The following is a 22,953-nucleotide window of genomic DNA, read 5'->3' as shown; positions in this document are numbered from 1 at the left end:
AGGAAGAGGCCGTTCCAAAAGCAGGCCCTCCTCTAGAAGCTCGGCCACGACCTCCGTAACGGCTGAGGGAGAGAGCTCTAGGTGCTTGGCCAGGTCGCTCCGAGAAAGCCCGGGTTGCTTACGCAAATGGTCTAGAATACGAGCCTTGTGCCAACGGCGAAGCTGCCGGGTACCGCCTTTGGGGATTTCGGAAGCGTTAGGCATACTGATCCGCATTTTCCCAAATCCCGGCCTACCTCTTGGCCTCTCCAGCCAAAATCATCCCCAACACCTCCTCCTGGTTGCTCTCGCAGGCCCGTACCGTTCCCACCACTTTGCCTCCCTTCATCACCGTAATCCGGTCGCTTAGATCAAAGACGTCGTGGAGATCATGACTAATGAGGACAATGCCCAGACCCTCTTCGCGGAGAGCGCGGATGAGCCCTTTGACCCGAGCTGTTTCTCCCGGACCAAGGGCAGCGGTGGGCTCGTCCATGATGAGGACCTTTGCCCGGAAGAGTAGGGCCCGAGCAATGGCTACCGCTTGGCGCTGGCCCCCCGAGAGCCGGTGGACCGGGACCCTGAGGGAAGGTAGCTTCGCTCCTACCCGCTCCAGTACCCTTCTCGCCTCCGTCTCCATGGATTCCTCATCCAGAGAAAGATGCCGAACACGTTCCCGGCCCAAAAAAACGTTGGCTACTGCATCCAAATTGTCAGCCAAGGCCAGGTTCTGATGGATGGTTTCAATGCCAAAACGCTGCGCATCTCTTGGGGAGGCAAAGCGCACCTCCTCGAGCCCATCCCCGGTCCGCAGGAGGATCCTCCCCTCCTGGGGGGTGTAAACCCCCGCTAAGACCCGGATGAAGGTGGTTTTTCCCGCTCCATTGTGCCCCACCAAGCTATGAACCTCGCCCTCGTGGAGATCAAAGGAAACCCTGTCCAAGGCTTGCAGCCCACCAAAACGCAGGGATACGTTTTCGGCGCGCAAAAGCGGTAGGCTCATATCCGCCTCCGGTGAAACCTAGCGTTCCACACGGCAGCCACCACCAGGACCACACCTAGGATCAGGTTCTGCCACTCTGTAGGTACGCCCATGAGCACTAAACCGTTTTGCAGACTAGACATGATCAAGGCCCCCAGCGCCGCCCCAAGAATTGTGCCGCTTCCCCCAGCCAAGGAGGTACCTCCTACCACAGCGGCAGCGATCACGTACAGTTCCAGAAGGGTACCCATGCCCGTGGGCACGAAAGCAAGCCGTGCCGCTTGCACCGCCCCGGCCAGGGCGGCGAGGGAGCCCATCAGGCCAAACACCAGAACCTGGACACGGCGAACGGGAATGCCCGCCAACAGGGCCGCCTCAGGATTGCCGCCGATAGCGTACACATACCTACCAAAACGCGTGCGCTGGGATACCCAGTGGAGAAGCACGAGGACGCCAAGGGCAATGAGTACGGGCACTGGGATCCCCCGGCCTAGGCCCGTAACGGGGTGAGGAAAACTGTTCATGACCCAGAGAAAGCTCCCAAAAACCAGACCCAGGAACAGGGTTATAAGAAGGTCCACCCAAAAGGGGCGTACGGAAAGACCATGGCGTTGCCGAAGCCACCGGCCGCGCCATAGAGCCCAGAGGGTGTAGGCCAAGGCGAGGAGGGTAACCACCGCAGACCAGAAGGGCCCGATTGAACCTTGAAGTCCCCCGCCTAAGATCAGAAAGCCGTCCTGAAGAGGGCCTACGGTCCGACCTTCGGCAATCAAGTAGGCGGCGTTACGGAAAACAAGGAGCCCGGCCATGGTAACGATAAAGGAAGGGGCTCCAAGATAGGCGATAAGATACCCTTGCAAAAGACCTGCTCCAGCCCCCAGCAGCAGGCCCACCAAAAGGGCTAGGGGCCAGGGCCATCCTTGGCCGATGGGCGGGACCGCTTGCAAAAGGGCCATGGCCATCCCGGTGAAACCCAAAAGCGAGCCCACGCTAAGGTCAATCTGTCGGGCCACAATGACCAGGACCATTCCCCCTACCAAGATGGCTACCACGGCGGTTTGCACGGATAGGTTCCAAAGGTTTTGAGGGGATAGGAACTGGCCCGGTTGGCCCAAGGTCATCAAATGGAAAATCAACCAAAGAAGTCCTAGAACGACGAGAAGGAATGCATTTTGCGAGTATGTGCCCATGTCCACACGGGGACTTTTCCCCGCCTTATCTGAAGGGTACATGGCGTTCATGGCTTCTCCGAAAGGGGCTCAGGGGTTTTCCCCTGAGCCCCTTAGGCCTAGCGGCAAACTGCAGGCGCCTGCGGCCCGCTTACACCCTGGCAAAGCGCTTCTTTCGTGATCCAACCGGCCTCGAGGACGATATGCAAGTTGTCGCGTGTAATGGGAATAGGCCGCAATAGCACCGCATTCACCACGGTACCCCTAGGGTCCCCCGGGACACGGAACCTCTGAGCACCTAAGATTTGGTCTGGACGAGTTCCCCGCGCTAGGAGCACCGCAATCTCTGCGGCGCGACGCCCAAGCTCTCGGGCATCCTTCCAAACGCTTACGGTCTGCAATCCTCGAGCCACCCGGTTTAAGGCAGGCCAATCGCCGTCTTGGCCGGAAACGGGCACGCGTCCTGCCAAACCCACCGAGGCAAGAGCGGCGATCACACCCCCTGCGGTACCGTCATTGGAGGCCACCACCGCATCTACTTGGTTTCGGTTGGCCGCCAGAATTTGTTCCATATTGCGCTGGGCCACTTCCGGACGCCAACCCTCCGTATACTGCTTGCCCACCACACGAATCTCACCCCGATCAATGGCAGGTTGTAGGATTTCAAGCTGTCCTTGGTGTAATAGATCCGCGTTAGGATCAGTGGGCGCACCCAAGATGAAGACATAGTTTCCTCGAGGCCGCACCTGGTACACAGCCCTGGCTTGTTGCCTTCCGACCTCCACGTTGTCAAAAGAAATATAGAAGGCGTATGGATCGGCAATTAGGCGGTCATAAGCCACCACGGGGATGCCAGCTGCGCGAGCCTTTTGGACCGCGGGAAGAATAGCGTCCTTGTCCCAAGCAAGGATGATGAGGGCATTTACCCCTCGGGAAATAAGGCTGTCCACATCGTTAAGCTGCTTTTCTGCAGAACTTTGCGCATCGGTGCTCACATACTGAGCGCCCATGCGAGCCAGCTGCTCCTTTATGGCCGCCTCGTCCCGCCGCCAACGCTCCTCCTGGAAGTTAGCCCAACTTACACCCACCACCAATGGGCGTTGTTGGGCCCAAGTCCCCCCTGCAAAGGCCAGCAACGCCAAAACACCAAGCCACCCATTCCGCATACGCAACCTCCTACTGAGCCGGGAAGAGGTTGACCAGGAGTTTGGGAAATTTTTCTTTGTTTCCCGACTCAAACTAAATATATCTCAGAACACCCCAAATATCAACCCCCCGGCTTACCCTCTTCCCGAAGTTCCGATAAGCTCAAGAAATCCCCGTGCCACTTACAGGAGGCGGAGGCCTTATGGAGTGCTCTCCCCAACAGACCCAGAAGAAGGAGGGCTCCCCCAGGAGTAAACCTAGCCTCCCGTGATCCCGCCCCCTCCGCCACTTAACCCCCAGGCGTTCCACGGCCTGGTTAATTGTCCTCTCTGGTGGTCTACTACTCCGCGAAGATCAGGTTGGGAAGCAATCGGTAGCCCCTTACCAGCTACCCATTCGAACCCGCGCGAACCCAAGAGGAAGGTCATCTTGACAGAGGTCAAACGAAACCCCCTCTTAGTGCGTTTAGAATTTCCCTTCTAGCGAACACGTAAGCCAGGATGAGGGGCAGCGCAGACAAAGTCACAGCCGCCATAACCGCAGGCACGTTAATACCGAATTGGCCTGTGAAGGTCCATACCGCCATGGGAAGAACACGCACCTCCGGGCTCTGCGTTAGGATAAGGGGGAAAAGCAAAGCATTCCAGGCTCCTATGAAGTTGAACAGGGCCATGGAGATGACTGCCCGAACGGATAACGGCAAGACGAGGTGTTTTAGAACAGCCCCGTGGCTCGCCCCTTCCAACTCCATAGCCTCAAAGAGCGTACTCGGAATTTCTCTGACAAAATTGGTCAACACTAAGACCGTAACTGGCATGGCAAATCCAGCGAGAGGCAAGATGACTGCCCAAAGGCTGTCGTAAAGACCGCTTGCCTTAACCAACGCGTACAGGGCAATCACCGTAGCCTGGGCAGGGACAGCGAAACCTAAAAGGAAGATATAAAGACTTTGACGGTAAATAGGGGTTTTACCCCGATTTACCGCGTAGGCCGCCAACAGGCTTAGGAAAACCGAGATCAGAGCGGTGCTGAGGGCTACGACAACGCTATTCACAAAGTATCTAATAAAACCCGCTTCAAGCACTGCACGATAGTTTTCCCAGGTCCACTGCTGGGGCAAACCCCAAGGGGGGGGCTGGAGGTAACCTGCTTGGGTTTTAACACTGGTAATCGCCATGAAATAAACAGGAAATGCCGAAATAAGGCTCCACACTAGGACCAACACCGGAGCAAGCCCCCGAACGACCTTACCTACAAGCGCCTTCATGAGTTCCTCCGAGACGCGAGACCACTAGGCCCTACCAAACCCCAGGAAATAAGGACTGATAAGAGTGCCAAGAAGGCCCCTACCGTAGCTCCGTATGCCACTTCTTGGTTTTGGAAAGCGAGCCTATAAAGATAAACCGGCAGATTTGTCGTAGCATAACCCGGTCCCCCTTGGGTCATGACCCAAATAAGGTCAAAGTACGTTAGAGAACCCACAACCACAATTAAGGAAGAAGTGATTAGTGTTGGCCGAAGAAGCGGTAGCGTAATATGCCAGAAGACATCCCAATCCTCTGCCCCGTCCAGGGCGGCCGCTTCGTAAAGATCTTGGGGTATTCCCTGGTAGGCTGCTTGGTAAAGCAGCGTGTGAAAGGGAATGTACTGCCAGGAGGTGACCAGGGCCAACGTCAGCAGCGCAACCTGTTCCGCAAGTGGATTTAAGCCTCGAACAAACGGCAAATAATAGAGCACTCCCAAGTTTGGATCCAAAATGTAAAGCCAAATAGTGCCAACTGCGGTGCTGGAAAAAAGTAGAGGAAGAAAGGAAAAAACAGAGGCAACCTGGCGAAAAATGCCTTTTCGAGCAAAATAGATCCCGAGAGCCAAGGCCAAAGGAGTTTGTACCAGCCACGCTATAAGAGTGAAGGCAAAGGACACCCGGAGCGCATGGTAGAAGTGCTCATCACCGAAAAGACGTATCCAGTTCGCCCAGCCCGCCCATTCTCTAGATCCCACACCGTCCCAACGGTAGAAACTGAGACCCAGGGTGCTCAAGACAGGGAGCAGGACTGTGAGCCCGTAGAAGGCCAGGGGAAGCAGCAGAAAGAAGGCTAGCGCTCTATTCCGCATTACGCCTCCTTAAAAGAAGCGGGGGAAGAGGAGTGGTCTTTCCCTTCCCCCGCAATGTCCCTTACCTTAGACCATCTGCCAACCGCTGCATACGATCCACGAATTCCTGAGGAGCGATGCGCCTTAGGAAGAGCAACTGAAGGTTGTCCAGATACGGCTGGGCCAATTGCGGTGGCAGGGCCTGATCCCAAGACAAAACGTAGTAAGGTGCCTGCTCCACCAGGCCGTAGACAAAACTCTGCCAATCTGGATAGGCACCTTCTTGACGGATAAGGGCTTGGATGCCTTTTGTGGGTGGGATCGCCCCGTTCCTCAAGAGGAAACGCACGTAGTCATCAGAGAAGGACAACTCCCTCAGAAAACGAATCGCAGCAGGCTTATTACGGGCAAAAGAGGAAACAGAAAAGTAGTTGGTGAAGTTCCCCGCCAAGTTACGGGGATCCCCCCTGCCTCCCTCCACCCGGGGGAAGGCAAACCAACCGAGATCCCCACTCTTAACGAAGTCCGGGTGTTCGTTGACAAGAGCTCCGAATTCCCAGACTCCCATAAGCTGCATAGCAGCCCTACCGGTAGCAAAAAGGGCTCGTACCGTTCCCGTACCGTACTGAGCGGATTCCCAGCCTGGTTGGAAAGGATTCTTGGCCACGAGCTCAGAGATCATCTCCGCCGACCGGAGCACAGAAGGATGCCGCCAAGCCCCGGGGCGATTAGTCGTTATGTTTTCAAAGACCTCGGGCCCGCCAAGCCGGTCCACCAAGTACTCTTGGTACATGAGAAGTGGCCACTTGCTACCCCCCGCAACCACTATGGGAACGACCCCAGCACCTCTAAGTCGGTCTACGACGGAAAGCAATTGGGCCCACGTTTGGGGAGGTTGGAGGTTCAACCGACGGAAAACCGCTTTATTGTAGAACCAAACCACTGGCTGGAGCTCAGTGCTCGGAACTCCGTAAATTCGCCCGTCAAATGTCACTCCACGCCACATAAGGTCCAAGAAGCGGTTCTTCCAAGCAGGATCTATGGTAGACGTCATGTCCTCCACTGCACCTGCCTTGACATAGGATTCCAGGACTCCGCCACCCCAGTTGTAGAACACGTCAGGCCCCGATTTTGCCCCCAAAGCAACGAATAGCCTTTGTTTGTAGGGGTCATTTTCAAATTGAATCAAACGAGCCTGAGCATTCGGGTTCCGCTGGTTCCACTCTTGGATGAACTTGGGGAAGAACTGATCTATCACCCAATAATTTATGGCCCAGACCTCAAAGTTTTGTGCCCGAACCGGGAAAACCAAAGCCGCTGCCAAAAAAGCCCAAACTACTACACGCCGCATCTGTACCACCCTCCTTTACTCCCTACACTTACTTAGCTCAGGTTTGTTAGCCGCTTACGAAGCACCTCTGCTAACACCCGCCTCTCTTTTGTGTGTTCAAATCTCACCCCCTCCTTGACAACCTCATATACCTCCGCCGCAGACAGTCCTGCGAAAGCACGAGCAAAGTAAGGATTTAGAGCATTAGCAACATGCCCATAGAGGGTAGAAAGGAGAAGAACCTCCTCCAGGGAACGCGTCGGGAAAGCGTAATCGCGGAAATGCTCAATGATTTCGGCCTCAATTTGCATAATCAAGTTCCTAATACCATTAGCTACAGGCCCTTTTGACCGCGCCGTCCACTCATCAACCCCCAATCGCCTCTTTATGGTCAAGAATGGCGCTAAATAACGAGAATATCTCGACGAGGGATCTAACACCCGAACCCCTTGGGTGCCAAGATCTTTGTAGGTCCAAAGAGTCCAGTGAGTCCCATACCGATTGAATACGGACATCTGCACGTCCAGTGCAGCCAATCTAGCCAAGTCACCAAGCGAGGGTGTCTCGTAGGGCGCATCGTACAGAGCACCAAACTCCCCGACATAACAGGGAAGATTTCGCTCTAGGAACCACCTGTTTCGCTCCAGGTAATAGGATTCCACCCAGGCTGGATCAATCCAAGTACGACGGCCCTCAACTTCCAGCCAGCCCGGGAACCGCCCGCCCAAGTGGGTGGGTGCCATGTAGTTGTGCGAACTAAACACAATTTGGTCGTCTTGCTCCAGGAGACGCTCAAATCCCGCAAAGTCCTGCGCATATCGGTTGCCCTCTATAAAAAGGATGTGGCGCCGATCCACCTCGCGAACGGCCGAAATAAGCCTGCCAAAAAAGGCTACTACTGTCTCATTCTCTGGCGCGTATGGCTCGTTGAGAAGATCGTAGCCCGCCACAGTCGGCTCATCCCTATAGCGGTCGGCCAAAACTTGCCACATGATGATGAGTTGTTCCTGGTAGTGAGGTTCGTGCCAAAACAGAGCCACGCCGTAAGGATTATCCGAGTGCCAACCCGGATTCTGCCACCCTGGAGCGGCGTGGAAGTCCAATATGACATAGAGGCCTTGTTGCTTAGCCCAAGCTATTGCGCGATCGATATAACTCAAATTCTCCCCAAGCGTATAACGCCAGTGAAATGGCAAGCGAATAGCCGTCGCACCTAGGGAGCGGATGTAGGCGACATCTTCCTCCGTGAAAAAGTGATCCCGAATTGCTTGGGTAAAGGCCTCAGCTACGTCTTGGCCAAGCTCTTCTCGAAGAGCCTTGAGCCATGAAGACTCATTGCCAGAGTATCCGTTAATGAAGTTTTCTGTGTTAAGCCAACCTCCTATAGCGAGCCCCCTTAAGTAGACGGCTTTACCGTCATCCACGTTTACGATTTGGCCTCCTCTTACGCCCAACCAGTCCATGTGTTCACCTACCTCCCTTTGGCGGCTACATAAAGAAGAAGCCCCATCTGATACCAAGCCGGCTTCGGGCTATAATCATCCGCGATTGGAGTTGCGGCTCCTTCCCCAGGGAAAAATCCTGGAACCCAAGAGTATTTGTCTGGAAAACCCCATATGCTGAAGGAGAGGCACTTCCCCTTTAGGGCCAGGCACGTACTCAAAATCTGGGTATACACCTGGGCTTGTGCCAAGTCTTTTGTGTTATCGCGAGGAAGGGGCATGCGCACATCAACCTCCGTAAAAGCTACGTAAAAACCCGCATCCACAAACCGCCGCACGTGGTCCAGCAACTCTTGGGCATGCGGAAAACCATAACGCAGACTGATATGTCCTTGGAGGCCTATACCGTCAATGGGCACCCCCTCTGCTTTAAGGCGTGCTAAGAAGGAGAGGACAGCATCAGCCTTAGGCGAAGGGAATTCTAGATTGTAGTCATTATAAAATAGCAGAGCCTGGGGGTCTGCCTCCTTCGCCCAACGGAAAGCCCAAGCAATATACTCTGGGCCCCCAAAAGCTCTATACCAAAGGGTATCGCGAAACGTACCATCCTCATTGAAAGCCTCGTTGACTACATCCCACTGCCAAATACTTCCCCTATACCTCCCAACCACCGTTTGAATATGCCTTTGGAGGATTTTACGGAGCTCGTCGGGCGAAAAAGCATCTGGCTTGAGCCAAACAGGCATCTGATTATGCCATACCAACGTGTGGCCTCGTATCCTTTGCTGATGAGCACGAGCAAAAGCAACTATGCGATCAGCGTTTTCCCAGACATACCGCCCTGGCTCAGGCTCCAAGCTCTCCCACTTCATTTCGTTTTCAGGGGTAATAGACGAAAACTCGCGACTCAGAAGCGTGCGATAAACAGAATCTTCATCCAAATGAGATGCAGAAACAGCTGTGCCAAACTCTATGCCTGCTCGCACAGCAAGCGACCTCAATGGACCTAACTGGGTTACCGAGTCCACCTGCCCTAAGACTAGGGAAGCGAACCAGGAAACGCACACAACTAATAGGGGCAAGCCGTACCGATAGAGCTTCATCATCCCTCCATTGGAGCCGGGTCAGTAAGGTTGACCTCGTGAGGGGTTTCTTTTTTTCCCGACTCAAATTAACGATAGCATCCCCGGGTCTTCTTGTCAAGTAACCCTGACCCTCCGCTCTCATCACCCTGTTCTATAGGGGCTTGACAAGGAGAAACAAATAGGGGGTTTGTAAGGTATGCAAACCCCAAACCCCTAGATCACCACCACTCGGGTTCACACCGCCTTCCGGCCCCTCAGAAAACCCACGCGCACCCACCCCTCTCCCTTCCCCAGGCAGAACTGGGTGAAGGAGGCCTTCCTCCACTGCCTGAGCTGCGAGGTCCAGGCCCCGGGGCATTCTCCCCCTTTTTCTCCCCGACCAGGGTTTTGACCTGGTCTCCCTGATGCGGAAGGAGGAATGGAGCATGAGTTTCCTCATCCGCCTGTAGCACAACCGGAAGGTGGAGACGGTGAGGGGAACACTACCCGTAGGTGCGGGGGGCCGAGGGCAAGGGGGAGCCCTGGTATCTGGCCGTTGGGGTGCCTGGGGAATGGGAGCCCAGGGGGTACCGCCTCCGGACGCGGATAGCCGAGGCTTTTTGGAGCCTGAGGGGCGGGGGTTTGGGCTGGAGCGGCACCAGGCTTTGGTTCCTGGGGATGGGGCTTTTGGGGGCTGCTTTGCGGGGCAGGGGGTGGTTGCTGAGGGTGGTGGTGGCGCGGCCTGGGTGGCAAAGCCTTTTCCGCCTGGCCCGCCTCCTTCTGGCCGAGGGTCCTCCTTCCCCGCGGAGCGTGGTGGTGCGGGTGCTTGGGAGTCTCGCCCGGCAACAGGCAAAGGGGTGGGATGAGAGCTCAGGCTCTGACCTCGCCTCCAAACCCCCTCCCAGCAGTGAATAAGTACGGGCAAGCCCCGCCTGTGGCAGTTCTACACCCCCTTCCCCAAAGCCCATTACCGGACTGAACCAAACCAATTTGCCACCTATCCCTAGATTGGAAAGAATAGCGCACGTTATGCTTCCGAGCATCCTACCGGCCTTCGGCACCCTAGACGATGCCCTCCAAGCCAAGACGCCCGCATCCGCCATCCTCACTCTGGCTATCCGGGCCGCCATGGATTTGGCAAGCAAGCAAAACCAAGCCCGGGCCCTCGCCCGAGTCCTGAAGCTCCTCAGCTACATCCCCTCCCGGTCTGTGAGAAGGTCCGTGGCCTCGCGCCATGCTCTTCCCAGATAGGGTCTACCGGGGCTTCATCCCCTGGGAGCAGGTCTACTTCCACGGCCTGAAGCCCCACCTCCTGGTGGGCAGCGGGAAGTTCATCCACGAGGTGAACCTGACCCCGGCAAGCCTTCACGACCTGGCTTCTTCCCTTCCACTCCCCCTGGACCTTCCCGAGGGGGCGGAGCTCTACCTGGACGGGGGGTACGAGCACCATCTCCATGAGGATCTCTTCAGGGAAGCCCAGGGAATCGTTTCCATGGGGATCCGAAGGGAGAACAGGGGGCGCGATGTACCGACCGGGCCATGATGGGGGCGGGTGGCGGAGGCCGTGGGGAGCACCCTCCACGCCTCCTTTCCCAGGCGGATTCACGCCATAACCCAGGAGGGCTTCATCATGGAGGTGTGCTCCTTCGTCCTGGCTCACAACCTCGGCCTCACGGTGCAGGAAATGCTTGAGGGCTTACTATGGTTTTCATATGCGGAGATAAATGGGCACCTAGCCAAGATTTCCCGTTCCACACCCAAATGCGATGAAGATCGAAGGACGCATTCTCTCCAGCCAAGGTCTACGAAGAGGCCGCCTCCACTTCGGCGAGCGCATTGAGGCCCTGGAAGAGGCCCCCGTGGAGGGCCCCTATGTCCTCCCCGGCTTGCTGGACCTCCACGTCCACGGGGGCGGGGGCTTTGAGGTAATGGCCGGACGGGAGGGCGTGGAGGGCACGCTTCGCTTCCACCTGGAGCACGGCACCACGGGCCTCCTGGTCACCACGGTCACCGCCCCCCTGCCCGACCTGGAGCGCGCCCTTAGGGGCCTCGGGGAGGCGGGGGAAGGCCCCTTGGGGGAGGCCCTCCTGGGGGCTCACCTCGAGGGCCCCTTCTTGAGCCCCAAGCGCCTTGGGGCCCAGCCCCCCTACCCTCTCCTCCCCGACCTGGAGGTGGCCGCCCGCCTCCTCTCCCTGGCCCCCGTGCGGGCCGTCACCCTGGCCCCCGAACTCCCCGGGGCCCTCGACCTGGTGCGCTTCCTCGTGAAACGGGGCGTGCGGGTCCAGCTCGGCCACACGGACGCGGGCTACGAGGAAGCCCTGGAGGCCCTGAAGGCGGGCGCCACGGGCTTCACCCACCTCTTCAACGCCATGACGGGCCTCCACCACCGCTCCCCCGGGGTGGTGGGCCTCGCCCTGGAGCGGGGAGCCTGGGCCGAACTCATCCCCGATGGCCTCCACGTGCACCCCGCTGCCCTTGGCCTCGCCCTGAAGGCCATCCCCGGCCTCTACTTCGTCACGGACGCCGTGGCGGCGGCGGGGATGCCCGATGGGCCTTATCCTTTGGGGGCCCACACCGTGGAGAAGCGGGGGGATGGGGTCTGGCTCGGGGAGAGCCTGGCGGGGAGCACCCTCACCCTGGACCAGGCCCTGAGGAACCTGGTGGCCTGGGGCCTCCCCTTGGAGGAGGCAGCGAGGCGGCTCTCCCTCTACCCCGCCCGCTACCTGGGCCTCCCCGACCGGGGGGAGATCGCCCCCGGGAAGCGGGCCGACCTGGTGGTGCTGGACGAGGGCCTGCGGGTGCAGGCGGTCTACCTGGGAGGCAGGCGGGTGGCCTAGCGCCCCCGGGGGCAAACCCGCCCAAGCCGCCTAAAGGGGTGGCTCGTAGCGCCCATCCACCGCCGTCCAGCCCCCATCCACCAGGAAGAGGGTCCCGGTGACGTAGCTGGCGGCGGGGGAGGCCAGGTAGACCACGGCCATGGCCACCTCCTCGGGCCTGCCCCAACGGCCCAGGGCGGTCTTCTCGGCGTAGGCCCGGTACCACTCCGGGCTCGCCTTGATGGGGGCGGTGAGGGGGGTTTCGATGGGCCCCGGGGCGATGGCGTTGGCCCGCACCCCCTTAGGCCCAAGCTCCGCCGCCAAGGCCCGGACGAGTTGCAAAATCCCCGCCTTGGTGGCGGCGTAGACCCCTTGCCCGGGCTCCACCACCAGGGCGCGGATGGAGGCGAAGGCGATGAGGCTTCCCAAGCCCTGCTCCGCCATCACCCGCCCCCCGGCCCGGAGGAGGCGAAGCGTAGCCTTGAGGTTCAGGTCCACCACCCGGTCCACCTCCTCGTCCGTGTAGGCCAAAAGGGGCTTGCGCACGTTGATGGCCGGGGTGGTAACCAGGGTGTCCAAGCGGCCAAAGCGCTCCAGGGTCCAGGCCACGAGGCGGTCCGCCGCCTCCCTCTCGGCGATGTCCACGGGGAGGGCGTCGGCCTCGAGGCCCGCCCGCCTAAGGCCCTCCAAGACCTCAAGGAGCCCCGCCGCATCCCGGTCGGCTAGGGCCACCTTAGCCCCGAAGGCCGCTAAGGCCTCCGCCGAGGCCCGCCCGATCCCCGAGGCCGCCCCCACCACCAGGGCCACCTGGCCCGTCAGGTCCAAAAGGCGCCGGTAGTCCATAGGCTTTGCCCCCATCCTACCCCCGGCCCAAGCCCTTGCCAAGCCGCCCGCCAAGGGGGGATGATGGAGGGCAAAGGGGGCAAGCATGCTCAAGAACCTCATCGGGGGCGCATGGCGGGAGGTACACCGTCCCGGCCTTCCCGTCTACAACCCGGCCACGGGGGAGGTGCTGGAGGAGGTACCCCTCTCGGGCCCAGAGGAGGTGGACCAGGCGGTCCGGGCGGCGGAGGCAGCCTTTGTTGCCTGGAGCCGGACACCCCTCCTGGAGCGGGTGCGGCTCATGTTCCGCTTCAAGGAGCTCCTGGAGCGGCACTTTGAGGACCTCGCCCGCCTCGTGACCCTCCACCACGGCAAGACCCTGGAGGAGGCCCGGGGAGAGGTCCGCCGGGGCATTGAGGTGGTGGACCTCGCCCTCTCCGCCCCCACCCTCCTCCAGGGGAGGACTCTCAGGGAGGTAACGGGGGGCGTGGACCAGAACCTCTTCCACTATCCCTTGGGCGTGGTGGCGGGCATCCCCCCCTTCAACTTCCCCGTCATGATCCCCCTCTGGATGTTCCCCATCGCCGTGGTGGCGGGGAACACCTTCGTCCTGAAACCCTCCGAGCGCACCCCCTTGGGGGCGGTGCGGTTGGCGGAGCTCTTCCTAGAGGCGGGCTTCCCCGAGGGGGTCCTGAACCTGGTCCACGGGGGGAAGGAGGCCGCCGAGGCCCTGGCCCGCCACCCCGGGGTACGGGCGGTCCAGTTCGTGGGCTCGGAGCCCGTGGCCCGCAGGATCTACGCCCTGGCGGCAGAACACGGCAAGCGGGTCTCGGCGGCCGGGGGGGCCAAGAACCACCTGGTGGTCCTCCCGGACGCCGACCTGGACCTGGCGGTGCCCGCCATCCTCAACTCCGCCTTCGGGAACGCCGGGGAGAGGTGCCTGGCGGGGAGCGTGGCCGTGGGGGTAGGGGCGGTGGGGCCCGAACTCCTGGAGCGGGTGGTAGCGGCGGCCCGTGGGCTCAAGGTGGGCCCGGGGTGGGAAGAGGGGGTGCAGGTGGGCCCCCTCATCCGGGAGGAGCACCGCAGGCGCGTGGTGGGGTACATCCAAAGGGGCCTAGAGGAGGGGGCGACCCTGGCCCTGGACGGGCGGGGGGTGGAGGGTCCGGGGTTTTTCCTGGGGCCCACGGTGCTCTCGGGGGTCTCCCCGGGGATGGCGGTGGGGCGGGAGGAGATCTTCGGCCCGGTGCTCGCGGTCTCCTTTGTCAAGACCCTGGAGGAGGCCATCCAACAGGCCAACGCCGTTCCCTACGGGAACATGGCCTGCATCTTCACCCAAAGCGGCAAGGCAGCGCGGGCCTTCCGGGAGGGGGTGCAGGCGGGAATGGTGGGGGTGAACGTGGGGGTGGCCCAGCCCTTCGCCTTCTACCCCTTCTCCGGCTGGCGGGACTCCTTCTTCGGCGACCTGCACCCCCACGGGCCCGATGCCTTCCTCTTCTACACCCAAAGGAAGGTGGTGGTGGAAAGGTGGTAGACCGCGCCCTGCGGGCGGCGGAGGCCGTGGAGGCCAAGGAGGTGGTGGACCTCCTAAGGGCCCTGGTGCGCATCCCAAGCCACTACCCCGGGCCCGGGGAGGCGGGGGTGGCGGCGTACCTGGAGGCCTACCTTAAGGAGCGGGGGCTTAAGGTCTTCCTCCAAGAGGTGGTCCCGGGCCGGCCCAACCTGGTGGCGGACCTGGGGGAGGGGGAAGGGGGGCTCCTTTTGGAGGGCCACACGGACGTGGTCACGCCCGGGGACGAGGCCCGCTGGACCTACCCCCCTTACGCCGGGGTGGTGGAGGGAGGGAGGCTTTACGGCCGGGGGGCCTGCGACATGAAGGGGGGCCTCGCCGCCCTGGTGGGGGCCATGCTTGCGGTGAAGCGGGCCCTGGGAAAGCCCAAGCGCCCCCTTCGCCTCGCTGCCTTGGTGGACGAGGAAGGGTTGATGCTTGGGGTAAAGGCCTTCCTCCGGGCCGGGCTGGCCCAGGGCTTCCGGGGGGCCTTGGTGGCCGAGCCTGAGGAGATGGAGATTTGCCTTTGGCAGAAGGGCGCCTTGCGCCTGCGCCTCCCCTTCCCGGGCAGGATGGCCCACGGGGCCATGCCCTACGCCGGGGAGAATCCCATCCCCAAGGCGGCCCGCTTCGTGGTGGCGCTGAAGGACCTGGAGGAGCGCCTGCAACGGGCCCACGCCCACCCCCACCTAGGCCTCCCCTACCTCACCCCCACCCGCTTCCTGGCCAGCGCTGGGGAGGGGCAACTGAACGTCATTCCCGACCGGGCGGAGGTGGCCTTGGACGTGCGCACCGTGCCCGGGGTGGACCACATTGGCCTCGTGCGGGAACTGGAAGGGCTCGCCGGGGTGGGCGTGGAGGTGTTGGAGGACCGCCCCCCCGTGGAAACCCCCCAGGACGACCCCTTGGTCCAGGTGGCGGAGGAGGCCTTGCGGCTTCTGGGCCTACCCGTGCGGTTTGGGGGGGTGCCGGGGGCCACGGACGGTACCTTCCTAAGGGCGTGGGGCAGGCTTCCCGTGGTGGTCATGGGGCCGGGGAACAAAACCCTCCCCCACCAGGTGGACGAATGGATAGATCTAGGAGAGGTGGTCCTGGCGGCGCGGGTCTACGCCGCCATGGCGGTGCTCTACCTGGAGTAGGGCGGCCAAATGACCATGGGCGTTAGGATAGGGCGGGAGGGATAGCATGGGTCTAGCTTTTGCCCTGGGGTTGGTGGCGCTCCTTGTCCTAGGAAGTTTTCTCACCTACAACGCCCTCGTGGCCCGCAAGAACGGGGTGGAAAACGCCTTCGGCGCCATAGAGGCTTACCTCAAGAAGCGCCACGACCTCATCCCCAACCTGGTGGAGGCGGTGAAGCGCTACATGGCCCACGAGCGGGAGCTTCTGGAAAGGCTCGTGGAACTCCGGGAGAAGGCCTCCGGCGCCCTAAGGGAGGGGAACCCCGAGGAGGACTTCCGGCTTGAAGGGGAGATCTCCCGCCTCCTCGCCCAGGTGCGCCTCCGGGCGGAGGCCTACCCCGACCTGAAGGCCAGCCAGAACTTCCTCCAGCTCCAGGCGGCCCTTACGGAGGTGGAGGACTCCCTGGCCGCCGCCCGGCGCTTCTACAACCAGGCCGTCACCGACTACAACAACGCCATTGAACAACTGCCGGGCCGCCTCCTCGCCCCCCTCATGGGGCTCACCCGCAAGCCCGTCTTCACCCTCCCGGAGGAGGAGCGGGAGAGGCCCGATCTGGGGAAGCTCTTCGGGTAAGGGGGGCTAGGTGGAGCGGGAAGAGATCCTGGCCTCCCTCGAGGCCAAACTCGCCCCCCTGGAGGCCAAAAGAAAGCGGGAACTCCTCCTGGCGGGGGCACTCCTTCTCCTCACCCCCTTCTGGGCCTACCTCCTCCTGGAGGCCTTCCAGGCCATGGGGGCCCGGGGGCTGGGCTCCCTCTGGGCCCTCCTCGTGGCCATCCCCCCGGGGCTCGCCCTGTGGCGCCTCGGCGTCCTCCGTTCCACCCTCAAGTGGGAACTCACCAAACCCCTCGCCGAAGCCCTGGGCTTCACCTACCTCCCCGCCCTTGGCCTGCCCCAGGCGGAGGCGGAAGCCTCCGGCCTCCTCCCCCGGGCGGACCGGTACGAGGGGGAGGACCTCCTAGAGGGGCGGGTGGGCCCCTTCGCCTTCCGTTCGGGGGACCTCGCCCTCTACCGCAAGGTGCGGACGAAAAACGGGACCCGCTACCAGCGCTTTTTCTCGGGCACCCTCTACCGCTTCGCCCTCCCCTTCGCCTTTCCCCAGGAGATCCGCCTCGCCCCCCAAGGGGCGGGGGTGCGGGCGGGCGGGGCCTCTCCCGCCCTTGTCCTCGGCTTCCTCGCCGTCTTCTGGGGGCTTCTCATCGCCGGCCTCCTCTTCGCCGAAGGGGAGAGGGAGGGGCTCCCCCTCGTGGTGGGCGGCTTCGCCCTCCTAAGCCTCCCCTTTCTCCTCTATGGCCTTATCTATGGCCTTAGCCTCTGGAAGCCCGGGGCAGGCCCTAAGGAACGGGTGGTCCTGGAGTCGGGGGCGTTTGAGCGCCTCTTTGACGCCTACGGGGACCAAATAGAGGCGAGGAAACTCCTCACCCCGAGGGTCCAGGAAGCGTTGGTGGAGTTCCGCCAAGCCCTAGGCAAGCCCTTCTGGGCGGCCTTCCGGGAAAACGAGGCGTGGATCCTGGTCCAGGGGAGAAACCGCTTTGAGCCGAACCTCTTCCGACCTTTGAACCAAGGGACGCTCGCAACTTACCTCCGGGCCTGGACCAAGGACCTGGAGGAGGCCCGGCGCTTTCTAGAGGCTATGGGGCTCTTCCTAGAGGCCGCCAAGCGGGGCAAGGGAGGAGGGTGACGACTCCCCGCTCCGAAGAGCAGGGCTTCTCGGTTCTCACGGGACGGCCCACGCCGGACCCGTGCCCGAAGGCCCCGTCCAGGCCTTCGCCAGGATGTTCCGTGCGGCGGCCACATCCCGGTGCAGGGAAGCCCCACAAGCGGGACAGGTGAACTCCCTGACCCACAAGGGTCGCCTCTCCCTGTGGCCACACACCGGACAATCCTGGCTCGTGTACTTAGGATCTACCGTTATCACTCGCCTACCAGCCTCCTCCGCTTTGTAGGCGAGGATTCGCAAAAACTGAGCCCAACCAGCGTCATGTACGCCCTTAGCCACGTGGCTACGGCCCAGACCTAGGATGTTCAGGTCTTCGTGGACAATGGCCCCATAGCGGTTGACAAGCCTCCTCGCGATCTTATGGTGAAAGTCTCTGCGTTGATTGGCGATTTTGCGGTGGAGCTTGGCTATTTGCCTTCTGGCCTTCTCGTACCGGTTGCTACCCCGCTTCTTACGGGCAAGGTCGCGCTGGGCGATGGCGAGTTTGTGCTGAGCCTTGTGAAGGTAGCGGGGGGCCTGAACCATCTCCCCCTCCGAGGTGACCAGGAAGTGGGGATTCGTCCCCAAGTCAATGCCTACCGCCTCGCGGGAAAGGGGAAGGGGACGGGAGGCCGCTTCCTCACGGACCTTCCGGACCTACCGCCTCGCGGGAAAGGGGAAGGGGCTTTGGCTCCACCTCGCAGACAAGTATCAAGTACCACTCGTTCCCTTCTCTCTTGATTGTGGCGGTCTTGAGTTGCCCCTCCAGGGGTCGGTGAAGCTTCACCTTCACCGAACCAACGCCGTGGATGAGCACCCGCTTCCCCCCCTCCTGGAGTTTGACCCCGGTGGCGTAGGCTTGGGGGAAGGTGAAGGAGTCGTAGCGTCCCCTTCCCTTGAACCGGGGGAAGCCCGCCTTGCCCTTCCTCGCCTTCAGGCGGCGGAAGAAGCCTTGAAAAGCCCGGTCTACTCTCTTGATGACATCCTGCAAGACTTGGGAGTGGACCTTTTTGTACTCGGGAAGGTCCGCGCGGACTTGGGGGAGCCATCGTTCCTGCTCGCGAAGGGAAAGACTCTTCCTCGCCTTCTTGTAGGCTTCTCTCCGCTCTTGGAGAGCGGCGTTGTAGAGCTGGCGGCAGAGTTCCAGGGTGCGCTCTAGGTCTTTTTGTTGGGGCTTGGTGGGATAGAGGCGGTATTTGAAGGCTTTACGCGTCACCTGTCTGCCATGATAGTGCATCTGCCGCCCACTATGCTCTGTCCGCCTATGGCGGACGTGGGGGAGGCCATGTATCCCACGGACGGAAAGTCTGGGGGGTTATAGCTCCCCCACGCCCCCTTTTTTCTCTAAAATGGAGCCGTGGCCCTGGAAAGCGCAGCCCGGGCCCTCGAGGCCAGGCTCGCCCCCTTGGAGCGGGAACGCCGCCGAACCCTCCGGTACGCCCTCGCCCTTCTCCTGGCTACCCCCCTTTGGGCCTATTTCCTGGCCTTCCTCTTCCAGGTCCTCCATCTGGACAGCCTGGGCCAGCTTTGGGTGGCCTTGATCGCCCTTCCCCCTGCCGCCGCCTTCGCCCTCCTGTCCTACCTGCGCACCAAGCTCAAAGGGAAGCTGACCCGCCCCTTGGCCAAGTCCCTGGGCTTTGCCTACACGCCTCAATGGGGCCTTCCTTGGAAGGAAGCCGAGGCCTCCGGCCTCCTTCCCCCGGCGGACCGGTACGAAAGCGAAGACCTTCTGGAGGGGGAAATCCCGCCCTTCGCCTTTCGCGCGTCGGATCTCGCCCTGTACGAGAAGGTGCGGACCAAAAGCGGCACCCGGTATCGCCGCTTTTTCTCGGGTGCCCTGTACCGGCTAAAGCTCCCCTTCACCTTCCCCCAGGAGGTGCGCATCGCCCCCCAAGGCGCAGGCCTAACACCCAAAGCCCTGACCCCAGGCAACCTTCTCCTGATCCCCTTGGTCTTCCTGACCGTGGGCCTGACGGGATTAACGCGCGCCGGGGACCTCCAGGCCCACACCCTGTATGCGTTTCTCGCCCTCGCCTTCCTCCTTACCCTTCCCTCCCTTTACGCCCTTTACCGGCAAGCGCCCAAGAAGAGGCGGGTCATCCTGGAGTCCGGCGCCTTTGAGCGCCTCTTTGACGTGTACGGCGACCAGGTTGAGGCCAGGAAGCTCCTTACCCCGAGGGTGCAGGAAGCCTTGGTGATGTTCCGGCGGCGCCTCGGCAAGCCCTTCTGGGCGGCCTTCGGGGGAAGCGAGGCCTGGTTTCTCATCCGCGGGAGAAACCGCTTTGAGCCGAGCCTCCTCCGACCCCTGAACCAAAAGACGCTTCGGGGGTACGTGGAGGCCTGGACCCGCGACCTCATGGAGGCGAAGCGGCTTCTGGAGGCGGTGGGGCTGGACCTCGAGGCCAGGAAGCGGGGCCGCTTTGGCGGCGAGGACGCCACCTTAGGGCCCGTGTGATACCCTTTCCCTAAGGGAGGAACCCATGAAGCGCACCTTGGCGCTCCTCGTCCTCGGATGCTCCCTCGCCCTGGCCCAGACCCGGGGCGGGGAGCTTCGGGTAGCCATCCTGGCCGAGCCCCCGGTCCTGGACCCCACCGCCTCCACCAGCCAAGAAATCCCCCGGATGCTCTACGACAACGTCCTCCAGGGCCTGGTGAAGTTCAACGAGAAGGGGGAGATCGTCCCCGCCTTGGCGGAGCGCTGGCAGGGAAGCCCCTCAAGCCTCACCTGGACCTTTTACCTGAGGCGGGGGGTGCGCTTCCACGATGGAAGCCCCTTCACCGCCGAGGACGTGGTCTACAAGTTCAACCGGGCCCGGGACCCGAGGTCCGGCCACACCCACCCCGAGTACTACCAGGACATCCAGAGCGTGGAGGCCAAGGACCCCTACACCGTGGTCTTCCGCCTGCGCCAGCCCAACCAGGACTTCCTCTTCAACCTGGCCCGCCCCGACTCGGTCATCGGCCCCGAGGGGCGGGTGGAGGCGCAACGGACCCACCCCATCGGCACCGGCCCCTTCCGTTTCGTGGCCTGGGAGCGGGGGGTTGGGGTGAGGCTGGAGCGGTTTGAGGGGTATTACGAGCCGGGCCTCCCCTACCTGGACCGGGTTTTCTTCCGCTTCCTGCCCGACGCCAACGCCCAAATCGCCGCCTTAAGGGCCGGGGACATCCACGTGATCGGCCTCGGGGTGAGCCCCGAAAACGCCCTGGTGCTCGGGCGGGACCCGGGCTTCAAGGTGGTGACGGGCTTCACCACCACGGAGATCACCGTGGGCATGAACAACAGCCGCCCCCCCTTCAACGACCCCCGGGTGCGCCGGGCCATCCAGCACGCCGTGGACAAAAAGGCCCTGGTGGAAGGGGTGATGCTCGGCTATGGCACCCCCATCGGGAGCCACCGCTCCCCGGGGGAAAGCTGCTACGAGGACCTTTCCGGCCACTACCCCTACGACCCCGCCCGGGCCCGCGCCCTCCTGCAGGAGGCGGGGTACGGCCCCAACAACCCCTTGCGCTTCACCTTCACCCTGGCCGCCCCCTACCCCTACGAAAGGCGGCTTGGGGAGGCCATCGCCGCCCAACTGGGCCAGATCGGGGTCCAGGCCCGCCTCGAGGTGGTGGAGTGGGCCACCTGGCTTTCCCGGGTCTTCCGGGGGGCGGACTACCAGATGACCATCATCGGCCACTCCGAGCCCCACGACATCGGCGTCTACGCCAACCCGAACTACTACTTCCGCTACGACTCCCCCCGGTTCCGCCAGCTCTACACCCAATACCTCCGCACCCCCGATCCCAGGCGGGCCTGCGAGCTCATGAAGGAGATGCAACGCCTCCTCGCCCAGGACGCCGTGAACCTTTGGGTGATGAACGCCCCCTACCTGGCCGCCATGCGCCGGGAGGTCATGGGCTGGTGGACCAACCAGCCCACCCCGAGCCTCAACGTGACCCGGGTCTACCTGGCGCGCTAGATGCGGGGCTTCCTCCTCCGGCGCCTCCTCCTCGCCCTATTCACCCTTTGGCTCGCCGCCACCTTGGTCTTTGCCTTCCTCCTCCTCCTGCCGGGGGACCCGGTGCAGGCCATCCTGGGCCTCGAGGCCTCCCCCGAGGCCCGGGCCGCCCTGGAACGTTCCTTGGGCCTGGACAAGCCCCCCCTCGCCCGCTACCTGGAATGGCTAGGGGGGGTTTTCCAGGGGGAGCTAGGGGTTTCCATCCGCTACGGGAAACCCGTGGCGGAACTCCTGGGGGAAAGGCTTCCCCTCTCCTTGGCCCTGGTCCTCCTGGGGCTTTTGGGTAGCCTGGCCTTGGCCCTGCCCCTCGCCCTCCTCGCCGTGCGCTTTCCCCTTTGGGACCTCTTCTTGAGCGGCCTCATGGCCTTCCTCCAGTCCCTCCCCACCTTTTTCCTGGGGGTGGTCCTCCTCTACCTCCTCGCCGTCCACCTCCCCCTCCTCCCGGCAAGCGGCTTCCCGGGCTGGGAAAGCCCTGGGGAGGCCCTCCGCCACCTCCTCCTCCCCACCCTCACCCTGGCCCTCTCCCGGGCCGCCCTCCTCTTCCGCATGGCCCGGGCGAGCCTCCTGGAGGTCCTCTCCCAGGACTACATCCGCACTGCCCGGGCCAAGGGGGTGCCCGAGGCCTGGGTCCTCCGCAAGCACGCCCTGAAGCCCGCCAGCCTGCCCCTGGTGACCCTTTTGGGCCTCGAGGGGGGCTTCCTCCTCACGGGGGCCGTGATCGTGGAGGCGGTCTTCGCCCTCCCGGGGCTTGGGAGCCTGGCCCTCACCGCCCTCGAGGCCCGCGACTACCCCCTCCTCCAGGGCCTGGTCCTAGCCATGGCCTTTCTCATCGTCCTCTTCAACCTCCTCGTGGACCTCCTCTACGGCCTTCTGGACCCGCGGGTGGAGTATGCGTAGCCCAAGCCTCCTCCTGGGAAGCCTGCTCGTGGGCCTCTTCCTCCTCCTGGCCCTGGCCTCCTTCCTCTACCCCGTGGACCCCAACGCCCCGGACTTCCTCCGCCGCCTAAGCCCCCCCTGCCCCGAGCACCCCTTGGGCACCGACCCCTTAGGCCGGGACCTCCTGGCGCGGCTCCTCCACGGGGCGAAAAACGCCCTTTGGGTGGGAAGTATCGCCGTGGGGGTGGGGTTTGGCCTGGGGGTGACCCTGGGGCTTTGGGCGGGCTACCTGGGGGGCCTCGTGGACGGGGCCCTGAGCCTCCTCATGGAGGCCCTCTACGCCCTTCCGGGGCTCCTCCTCGCCCTCCTCTTCGCCGCCCTCCTGGGCCCTGGGGCCCTGAGCAGCATGCTGGCCGTGGGGCTTTCCATGGTGCCCGCCTTCTTCCGGGTGGCCCGGGCCGGGGCCATGGGCCTCCGGAACGCCCCCTTCGTGGAGGCGGCCCTGGCCCTGGGGGCCTCGAGGGGGCGCATCCTCCGCCACCACCTCCTCCCCAACCTCCTCGGACCCCTCCTGGTCCAGGCGAGCCTGGCCTTCGCCGCCGCCCTTCTCGCCGAAGCCGCCCTCTCCTACCTGGGCCTCGGCGTCCAGCCCCCCGCTCCAAGCCTCGGCCGGATGCTGCGGGAGGCGCAGAGCTTCCTTCCCCTCTCCCCCTACCCCGCCCTGGTCCCGGGCCTCGCCCTCTCCTTGGCGGTCCTCGGCTTCAACTTCCTGGGGGACGGGCTACGGGATCGGCTTGACCCCCGGCGGTAG

General features: G+C 62.6%; 19 protein-coding genes and 3 pseudogenes. 11 read left to right on the top strand and 11 right to left on the bottom strand.

Annotated features, from left to right (window positions below):
* Positions 1–75: 75 nt before the first annotated feature.
* From A0O31_RS13260 to A0O31_RS11405, 9 genes and pseudogenes are all read right to left on the bottom strand, one after another.
* Positions 76–204, bottom strand: a pseudogene (locus tag A0O31_RS13260) (hypothetical protein); the annotation flags it as partial.
* Between the two features lie 28 nt (positions 205–232).
* Positions 233–982, bottom strand: coding sequence for an ATP-binding cassette domain-containing protein (locus A0O31_RS11440; RefSeq protein WP_071678076.1), 750 nt, complete (start codon positions 980–982; stop codon positions 233–235).
* A complete protein-coding gene (locus A0O31_RS11435; protein ID WP_237259070.1) occupies positions 979–1,989 on the bottom strand; it encodes a sugar ABC transporter permease in 1,011 nt (336 codons plus the stop codon). Before A0O31_RS11435 ends, A0O31_RS11440 begins: the two co-directional genes overlap by 4 nt.
* Positions 1,990–2,249: 260 nt before the next feature.
* Entirely contained in the window at positions 2,250–3,296 is a 1,047-nt protein-coding gene (xylF, locus tag A0O31_RS11430; protein WP_071678075.1) for a D-xylose ABC transporter substrate-binding protein, read from the bottom strand.
* A 419-nt stretch (positions 3,297–3,715) separates the two neighbouring features.
* Positions 3,716–4,543: a carbohydrate ABC transporter permease gene (locus A0O31_RS11425; RefSeq protein ID WP_071678074.1), complete on the bottom strand. Its 828-nt coding sequence runs from the start codon at positions 4,541–4,543 to the stop codon at positions 3,716–3,718.
* Entirely contained in the window at positions 4,540–5,391 is an 852-nt protein-coding gene (locus A0O31_RS11420) for a carbohydrate ABC transporter permease (protein WP_071678073.1), read from the bottom strand. The genes A0O31_RS11425 and A0O31_RS11420 overlap by 4 nt, the downstream gene beginning before the upstream one ends.
* Positions 5,392–5,452: 61 nt before the next feature.
* Positions 5,453–6,721 (bottom strand): extracellular solute-binding protein, encoded by a 1,269-nt coding sequence (locus tag A0O31_RS11415; protein ID WP_071678072.1) that lies wholly within the window; start codon positions 6,719–6,721, stop codon positions 5,453–5,455.
* A gap of 32 nt (positions 6,722–6,753) precedes the next feature.
* Positions 6,754–8,124 carry a glycoside hydrolase family 5 protein gene (locus tag A0O31_RS11410; protein ID WP_161489868.1) on the bottom strand — a complete coding sequence of 457 codons (1,371 nt, stop codon included), beginning with the start codon at positions 8,122–8,124 and terminating at the stop codon, positions 6,754–6,756.
* Positions 8,125–8,171: 47 nt separating this feature from the next.
* Positions 8,172–9,248 carry an endo-1,4-beta-xylanase gene (locus A0O31_RS11405; protein WP_152024473.1) on the bottom strand — a complete coding sequence of 359 codons (1,077 nt, stop codon included), beginning with the start codon at positions 9,246–9,248 and terminating at the stop codon, positions 8,172–8,174.
* A gap of 471 nt (positions 9,249–9,719) precedes the next feature.
* On the opposite strand from A0O31_RS11405, the gene A0O31_RS11400 reads away from it, so the two are divergent.
* From A0O31_RS11400 to nagA, 3 genes and pseudogenes are all read left to right on the top strand, one after another.
* Positions 9,720–10,121, top strand: coding sequence for a hypothetical protein (locus tag A0O31_RS11400; RefSeq protein WP_071678070.1), 402 nt, complete (start codon positions 9,720–9,722; stop codon positions 10,119–10,121).
* 114 nt (positions 10,122–10,235) lie between these two features.
* Positions 10,236–10,893, top strand: a pseudogene (locus A0O31_RS13620) (transposase family protein); the annotation flags it as partial.
* Positions 10,894–10,972: 79 nt separating this feature from the next.
* Positions 10,973–12,043 (top strand): N-acetylglucosamine-6-phosphate deacetylase, encoded by a 1,071-nt coding sequence (gene nagA / locus A0O31_RS11390; RefSeq protein WP_071678068.1) that lies wholly within the window; start codon positions 10,973–10,975, stop codon positions 12,041–12,043.
* Between the two features lie 30 nt (positions 12,044–12,073).
* On the opposite strand, the gene A0O31_RS11385 is transcribed toward nagA, so the two are convergent.
* Positions 12,074–12,865: an SDR family NAD(P)-dependent oxidoreductase gene (locus A0O31_RS11385; RefSeq protein ID WP_071678267.1), complete on the bottom strand. Its 792-nt coding sequence runs from the start codon at positions 12,863–12,865 to the stop codon at positions 12,074–12,076.
* An 85-nt stretch (positions 12,866–12,950) separates the two neighbouring features.
* Here A0O31_RS11385 and A0O31_RS11380 point away from each other — a divergent pair, with 85 nt between their 5' ends.
* Genes A0O31_RS11380 through A0O31_RS11365 form a run of 4 tightly spaced genes read left to right on the top strand, consistent with a single transcriptional unit; the run spans position 12,951 to position 17,247 of the window.
* Positions 12,951–14,375, top strand: a complete 1,425-nt coding sequence (locus tag A0O31_RS11380) for a CoA-acylating methylmalonate-semialdehyde dehydrogenase (protein WP_071678067.1) — start codon at positions 12,951–12,953, stop codon at positions 14,373–14,375.
* Positions 14,369–15,529, top strand: coding sequence for a M20 family metallopeptidase (locus A0O31_RS11375; protein WP_071678066.1), 1,161 nt, complete (start codon positions 14,369–14,371; stop codon positions 15,527–15,529). The genes A0O31_RS11380 and A0O31_RS11375 overlap by 7 nt, the downstream gene beginning before the upstream one ends.
* 46 nt (positions 15,530–15,575) lie before the next feature.
* A complete protein-coding gene (locus tag A0O31_RS11370) occupies positions 15,576–16,142 on the top strand; it encodes a LemA family protein (protein WP_071678065.1) in 567 nt (188 codons plus the stop codon).
* A gap of 10 nt (positions 16,143–16,152) precedes the next feature.
* Positions 16,153–17,247, top strand: coding sequence for a DUF3137 domain-containing protein (locus A0O31_RS11365; RefSeq protein ID WP_071678064.1), 1,095 nt, complete (start codon positions 16,153–16,155; stop codon positions 17,245–17,247).
* Positions 17,248–17,283: 36 nt separating this feature from the next.
* On the opposite strand, the pseudogene A0O31_RS13615 reads toward A0O31_RS11365, so the two are convergent.
* Positions 17,284–18,502, bottom strand: a pseudogene (locus A0O31_RS13615) (RNA-guided endonuclease InsQ/TnpB family protein).
* Between the two features lie 120 nt (positions 18,503–18,622).
* Here A0O31_RS13615 and A0O31_RS13510 point away from each other — a divergent pair.
* The 4 genes from A0O31_RS13510 to A0O31_RS11340 are packed head-to-tail and all read left to right on the top strand — an operon-like array spanning position 18,623 to position 22,953.
* Complete coding sequence (locus tag A0O31_RS13510; protein ID WP_071678063.1) at positions 18,623–19,720, top strand: DUF3137 domain-containing protein; 1,098 nt, start codon at positions 18,623–18,625, stop codon at positions 19,718–19,720.
* 25 nt (positions 19,721–19,745) lie between these two features.
* Positions 19,746–21,227 (top strand): ABC transporter substrate-binding protein, encoded by a 1,482-nt coding sequence (locus A0O31_RS11350; RefSeq protein ID WP_071678062.1) that lies wholly within the window; start codon positions 19,746–19,748, stop codon positions 21,225–21,227.
* Positions 21,228–22,163, top strand: coding sequence for an ABC transporter permease (locus A0O31_RS11345; protein ID WP_071678061.1), 936 nt, complete (start codon positions 21,228–21,230; stop codon positions 22,161–22,163). It abuts the gene before it with no gap.
* On the top strand, positions 22,156–22,953 hold the full coding sequence (locus tag A0O31_RS11340) for an ABC transporter permease (RefSeq protein ID WP_071678060.1): 798 nt from the start codon (positions 22,156–22,158) through the stop codon (positions 22,951–22,953). The genes A0O31_RS11345 and A0O31_RS11340 overlap by 8 nt, the downstream gene beginning before the upstream one ends.

Origin of the sequence: Thermus brockianus, assembly GCF_001880325.1 — a bacterium.
GTDB classification, from domain to species: domain Bacteria; phylum Deinococcota; class Deinococci; order Deinococcales; family Thermaceae; genus Thermus; species Thermus brockianus.
This window is presented reverse-complemented; position numbering and strand designations above follow the sequence as displayed.

What these genes read in the sequence shown, in the direction of transcription:
- A0O31_RS11440 (WP_071678076.1), bottom strand. Translation starts at nt 982, where the DNA reads ATGAGCCTACCGCTTTTGCGCGCCGAAAACGTATCCCTGCGTTTTGGT.
- A0O31_RS11435 (WP_237259070.1), bottom strand. Translation starts at nt 1,989, where the DNA reads ATGGTCCTGGTCATTGTGGCCCGACAGATTGACCTTAGCGTGGGCTCG.
- xylF (WP_071678075.1), bottom strand. Translation starts at nt 3,296, where the DNA reads ATGCGGAATGGGTGGCTTGGTGTTTTGGCGTTGCTGGCCTTTGCAGGG.
- A0O31_RS11425 (WP_071678074.1), bottom strand. Translation starts at nt 4,543, where the DNA reads ATGAAGGCGCTTGTAGGTAAGGTCGTTCGGGGGCTTGCTCCGGTGTTG.
- A0O31_RS11420 (WP_071678073.1), bottom strand. Translation starts at nt 5,391, where the DNA reads ATGCGGAATAGAGCGCTAGCCTTCTTTCTGCTGCTTCCCCTGGCCTTC.
- A0O31_RS11415 (WP_071678072.1), bottom strand. Translation starts at nt 6,721, where the DNA reads ATGCGGCGTGTAGTAGTTTGGGCTTTTTTGGCAGCGGCTTTGGTTTTC.
- A0O31_RS11405 (WP_152024473.1), bottom strand. Translation starts at nt 9,248, where the DNA reads ATGATGAAGCTCTATCGGTACGGCTTGCCCCTATTAGTTGTGTGCGTT.
- nagA (WP_071678068.1), top strand. Translation starts at nt 10,973, where the DNA reads ATGAAGATCGAAGGACGCATTCTCTCCAGCCAAGGTCTACGAAGAGGC.
- A0O31_RS11385 (WP_071678267.1), bottom strand. Translation starts at nt 12,865, where the DNA reads ATGGACTACCGGCGCCTTTTGGACCTGACGGGCCAGGTGGCCCTGGTG.
- A0O31_RS11380 (WP_071678067.1), top strand. Translation starts at nt 12,951, where the DNA reads ATGCTCAAGAACCTCATCGGGGGCGCATGGCGGGAGGTACACCGTCCC.
- A0O31_RS11370 (WP_071678065.1), top strand. Translation starts at nt 15,576, where the DNA reads ATGGGTCTAGCTTTTGCCCTGGGGTTGGTGGCGCTCCTTGTCCTAGGA.
- A0O31_RS11350 (WP_071678062.1), top strand. Translation starts at nt 19,746, where the DNA reads ATGAAGCGCACCTTGGCGCTCCTCGTCCTCGGATGCTCCCTCGCCCTG.
- A0O31_RS11345 (WP_071678061.1), top strand. Translation starts at nt 21,228, where the DNA reads ATGCGGGGCTTCCTCCTCCGGCGCCTCCTCCTCGCCCTATTCACCCTT.
- A0O31_RS11340 (WP_071678060.1), top strand. Translation starts at nt 22,156, where the DNA reads ATGCGTAGCCCAAGCCTCCTCCTGGGAAGCCTGCTCGTGGGCCTCTTC.